Raw genomic sequence first — 5534 nt, 5'->3', positions numbered from 1 at the left:
GAGAAGTTGCCCTGCGGGCGAGGCTGGAAGGCTGAGTAGCAGGAGCATCCGATCCTTGAGAACTCAACAGCGTGCACTTGTCAAATGCCAAAAAACCTCGCGGTCAGCTTTGCTGGCCGGTGAGATTCTTTTGAGATTAAACGGATATGTCAGTAATGGCATCCGATCGTCAGATCAAGCTCGCTCGGGTTGACCTATTCCGGTCTTCTCGCAGCAAAATTCTTTTACGGAGAGTTTGATCCTGGCTCAGGATGAACGCTGGCGGCGTGCTTAACACATGCAAGTCGAACGGTGAAGGAGAGCTTGCTCTCTGGATCAGTGGCGAACGGGTGAGTAACACGTGAGCAACCTGCCCCGGACTCTGGGATAACAGTTGGAAACAGCTGCTAATACCGGATACGAGCTGCGATCGCATGGTCAGCAGCTGGAAAGATTTTTCGGTCTGGGATGGGCTCGCGGCCTATCAGCTAGTTGGTGAGGTAATGGCTCACCAAGGCGTCGACGGGTAGCCGGCCTGAGAGGGTGACCGGCCACACTGGGACTGAGACACGGCCCAGACTCCTACGGGAGGCAGCAGTGGGGAATATTGCACAATGGGCGAAAGCCTGATGCAGCAACGCCGCGTGAGGGATGACGGCCTTCGGGTTGTAAACCTCTTTTAGCAGGGAAGAAGCGAAAGTGACGGTACCTGCAGAAAAAGCGCCGGCTAACTACGTGCCAGCAGCCGCGGTAATACGTAGGGCGCAAGCGTTATCCGGAATTATTGGGCGTAAAGAGCTCGTAGGCGGTTTGTCGCGTCTGCTGTGAAAACCCGAGGCTCAACCTCGGGCCTGCAGTGGGTACGGGCAGACTAGAGTGCGGTAGGGGAGATTGGAATTCCTGGTGTAGCGGTGGAATGCGCAGATATCAGGAGGAACACCGATGGCGAAGGCAGATCTCTGGGCCGTAACTGACGCTGAGGAGCGAAAGGGTGGGGAGCAAACAGGCTTAGATACCCTGGTAGTCCACCCCGTAAACGTTGGGAACTAGTTGTGGGGGCCATTCCACGGTCTCCGTGACGCAGCTAACGCATTAAGTTCCCCGCCTGGGGAGTACGGCCGCAAGGCTAAAACTCAAAGGAATTGACGGGGACCCGCACAAGCGGCGGAGCATGCGGATTAATTCGATGCAACGCGAAGAACCTTACCAAGGCTTGACATATACGAGAACGCCGTAGAAATACGGAACTCTTTGGACACTCGTAAACAGGTGGTGCATGGTTGTCGTCAGCTCGTGTCGTGAGATGTTGGGTTAAGTCCCGCAACGAGCGCAACCCTCGTTCTATGTTGCCAGCACGTAATGGTGGGAACTCATGGGATACTGCCGGGGTCAACTCGGAGGAAGGTGGGGATGACGTCAAATCATCATGCCCCTTATGTCTTGGGCTTCACGCATGCTACAATGGCCGGTACAAAGGGCTGCAATACCGTAAGGTGGAGCGAATCCCAAAAAGCCGGTCCCAGTTCGGATTGAGGTCTGCAACTCGACCTCATGAAGTCGGAGTCGCTAGTAATCGCAGATCAGCAACGCTGCGGTGAATACGTTCCCGGGTCTTGTACACACCGCCCGTCAAGTCATGAAAGTCGGTAACACCTGAAGCCGGTGGCCCAACCCTTGTGGAGGGAGCTGTCGAAGGTGGGATCGGTAATTAGGACTAAGTCGTAACAAGGTAGCCGTACCGGAAGGTGCGGCTGGATCACCTCCTTTCTAAGGAGCATCTGGCACCCTCTTGGGGGTGTCCAGGCGCCAGATCAGAACGAATGTTTCTGCTGGTAGCTCATGGGTGGAACATTTGAGAAGGTGCCGATCGGGTCTCCCGGTTCTGAGTACGTCACTTCGGTGGCTGGAAAGGAGCTTGGTGGTCTGCCGGCACATGCACGCTGTTGGGTCCTGAGGGACCGGGTGCGACCCTTTCGGGGGTCGTGGCTGAACCTCTGGACCTTTTTCTGTTGCCGCGGTTGCGGTGGCGGGGGAGGGTACCGCCCGTACTTTGAGAACTACACAGTGGACGCGAGCATCTTTGAACTGACTTCGGTCAGTTCTCATAGATGATCTTAAAGATCATTAGTCAATTTCGAGCCGGACTTTGTCCGGACCGATTCTTGATAAAACTCATGTGATTTCAAGTCTTTAAGAGCAAACGGTGGATGCCTTGGCATCTGGAGCCGAAGAAGGACGTAGCAATCTGCGATAAGCCTCGGGGAGTGGATAAGCACACTTCGATCCGAGGATTTCCGAATGGGGAAACCCCGCTGGGCGGCGTGCCGACCCAGTGACTCCCGCCTGAATATATAGGGCGGGTAGAGGGAACGTGGGGAAGTGAAACATCTCAGTACCCACAGGAAGAGAAAGCAACCGCGATTCCGTTAGTAGTGGCGAGCGAAACCGGAACAGGCTAAACCGAGTACGTGTGATATCCGGCAGGAGTTGCGTATTCGGGGTTGTGGGACTTTTCAGACAGTTCTGCCGATCTGTCGGCGTTACAAGAAGGTATAGACGAACGGTCTTGAAAGGCCGGTCATAGAGGGTGCGAACCCCGTAGTCGAAATGCCTCTCTTGACGCGAAGAGTATCCCAAGTAGCACGGGGCCCGAGAAATCCCGTGTGAATCTGTCAGGACCACCTGATAAGCCTAAATACTCCCAGATGACCGATAGCGGACAAGTACCGTGAGGGAAAGGTGAAAAGTACCCCGGGAGGGGAGTGAAATAGTACCTGAAACCGTTTGCTTACAAACCGTTGGAGCAGCCTTAGCAGCTGTGACAGCGTGCCTTTTGAAGAATGAGCCTGCGAGTTAGCGATACGTGGCGAGGTTAACCCGAGTGGGGTAGCCGTAGCGAAAGCGAGTCTGAATAGGGCGATTCAGTCGCGTGTCCTAGACCCGAAGCGAAGTGATCTATCCATGGCCAGGTTGAAGCGACGGTAAGACGTCGTGGAGGACCGAACCCACTTAGGTTGAAAACTGAGGGGATGAGCTGTGGATAGGGGTGAAAGGCCAATCAAACTTCGTGATAGCTGGTTCTCTCCGAAATGCATTTAGGTGCAGCGTTGCGTGTTTCTTGCCGGAGGTAGAGCTACTGGATGGCCGATGGGCCCCAAAAGGTTACTGACGTCAGCCAAACTCCGAATGCCGGTAAGTGAGAGCGCAGCAGTGAGACTGTGGGGGATAAGCTTCATAGTCGAGAGGGAAACAACCCAGACCACCAACTAAGGTCCCTAAGCGCGTGCTAAGTGGGAAAGGATGTGGAGTTGCTTAGACAACCAGGAGGTTGGCTTAGAAGCAGCCACCCTTGAAAGAGTGCGTAATAGCTCACTGGTCAAGTGATTCCGCGCCGACAATGTAACGGGGCTCAAGCACGCCACCGAAGTTGTGGCATTGACATTATTGGTAGGCCTTCGTGGTCCAGCCGTGTTGATGGGTAGGAGAGCGTCGTGTGGCCAGCGAAGCGGCGGTGTGAACCAGCCGTGGAGGCCACACGAGTGAGAATGCAGGCATGAGTAGCGAAAGACATGTGAGAAACATGTCCTCCGAAAGACCAAGGGTTCCAGGGTCAAGCTAATCTTCCCTGGGTAAGTCGGGACCTAAGGCGAGGCCGACAGGCGTAGTCGATGGACAACGGGTTGATATTCCCGTACCGGCGAAGAACCGCCCAAGCTAATCCAGTGGTGCTAAGAGTCCTAACCAGGAATGGATGGATCCCTTCGGGGTGAAGCCGTCTTGGCGAACGCTCGACCCCATGCTGGTGCGGTTAGCGTATTAACAGGTGTGACGCAGGAAGGTAGCCCAAGCCAGGCGATGGTTGTCCTGGTGCAAGTGCGTAGGCCGAACGGTAGGCAAATCCGCCGTTCATACAGGCTGAGACACGATGCGGATGAAAAGTGGGTGATCCTATGCTGCCAAGAAAAGCATCGACGCGAGGTTCTAGCTGCCCGTACCCCAAACCGACTCAGGTGGTCAGGTAGAGAATACCAAGGAGATCGAGAGAATCGTGGTTAAGGAACTCGGCAAAATGCCCCCGTAACTTCGGGAGAAGGGGGGCCTTCGGCGTATTAGGACTTGCTCCGAAAGCGTTTGGAGGCCGCAGAGACTAGTGGGTAGCGACTGTTTACTAAAAACACAGGTCCGTGCCAAGTCGCAAGACGATGTATACGGACTGACGCCTGCCCGGTGCTGGAAGGTTAAGAGGACCGGTTAGCCGCAAGGCGAAGCTGAGAATTTAAGCCCCAGTAAACGGCGGTGGTAACTATAACCATCCTAAGGTAGCGAAATTCCTTGTCGGGTAAGTTCCGACCTGCACGAATGGCGTAACGACTTCCCAACTGTCTCAACCGCGAACTCGGCGAAATTGCATTACGAGTAAAGATGCTCGTTACGCGCAGCAGGACGGAAAGACCCCGTGACCTTTACTACAGCTTGGTATTGGTGTTCGGTGTGGCTTGTGTAGGATAGGTGGGAGACTGTGAAGCATGGACGCCAGTTCATGTGGAGTCATTGTTGAAATACCACTCTGGTCACTCTGGATATCTAACTTAGAACCGTAATCCGGTTCAGGGACAGTGCCTGGTGGGTAGTTTAACTGGGGCGGTTGCCTCCCAAAAAGTAACGGAGGCGCCCAAAGGTTCCCTCAACCTGGTTGGCAATCAGGTGGCGAGTGTAAGTGCACAAGGGAGCTTGACTGTGAGACTGACAGGTCGAGCAGGGACGAAAGTCGGGACTAGTGATCCGGCAGTGGCTTGTGGAAGCGCTGTCGCTCAACGGATAAAAGGTACCTCGGGGATAACAGGCTGATCTTGCCCAAGAGTCCATATCGACGGCATGGTTTGGCACCTCGATGTCGGCTCGTCGCATCCTGGGGCTGGAGTAGGTCCCAAGGGTTGGGCTGTTCGCCCATTAAAGCGGTACGCGAGCTGGGTTTAGAACGTCGTGAGACAGTTCGGTCCCTATCCGCTGCGCGCGTAGGAAGTTTGAGAGGATCTGACCCTAGTACGAGAGGACCGGGTTGGACGAACCTCTGGTGTGTCAGTTGTTCCGCCAGGAGCACCGCTGATTAGCTACGTTCGGGATGGATAACCGCTGAAAGCATCTAAGCGGGAAGCCGGCCTCAAGATGAGACTTCCATGCCTTCGGGCGAGAGGCTCCCAGCCAGACTACTGGGTTGATAGGCCGGATGTGGAAGCGTGGCAACACGTGAAGCTGACCGGTACTAATAAGCCGATGACTTGATAACACACCGTTTTTGGTGCTTGCGTCCACTGAGTGGTTCCCGATGTACGGTCGGGAACAAAACACAACATAGACATACGTTTGTGTACGACTGAAACATCAATAGTGTTTCGGCGGCCATAGCGTGAGGGAAACGCCCGGTTACATTCCGAACCCGGAAGCTAAGCCTCACAGCGCCGATGGTACTGCAGGGGGGACCCTGTGGGAGAGTAGGACACCGCCGGACTTCTTCCGAGAAATGGCCACCCAACGCTGGGTGGCCATTTCGCGTT

At 54.9% G+C, this 5534-nt stretch carries 3 rRNA genes; all 3 read left to right on the top strand.

What is annotated here, in order from left to right:
• The first annotated feature begins 223 nt into the window (after nt 1-223).
• The 3 genes from E4V99_RS18390 (at nt 224) to rrf (ending at nt 5488) form a co-directional block, all read left to right on the top strand.
• Nucleotides 224-1746 (top strand): 16S ribosomal RNA (locus E4V99_RS18390).
• Between the two features lie 413 nt (nt 1747-2159).
• A 23S ribosomal RNA gene (locus tag E4V99_RS18385) occupies nt 2160-5266 on the top strand.
• 105 nt (nt 5267-5371) lie between these two features.
• Nucleotides 5372-5488, top strand: a 5S ribosomal RNA gene (rrf, locus tag E4V99_RS18380).
• The 16S, 23S and 5S rRNA genes sit together here, the layout of an rRNA operon.
• Nucleotides 5489-5534 lie beyond the last annotated feature (46 nt).

Origin of the sequence: Microbacterium sp. dk485 (assembly GCF_004570445.1) — a bacterium.
In the GTDB taxonomy this organism is placed as follows: Bacteria; Actinomycetota; Actinomycetes; order Actinomycetales; family Microbacteriaceae; genus Microbacterium; species Microbacterium wangchenii.
This window is presented reverse-complemented; position numbering and strand designations above follow the sequence as displayed.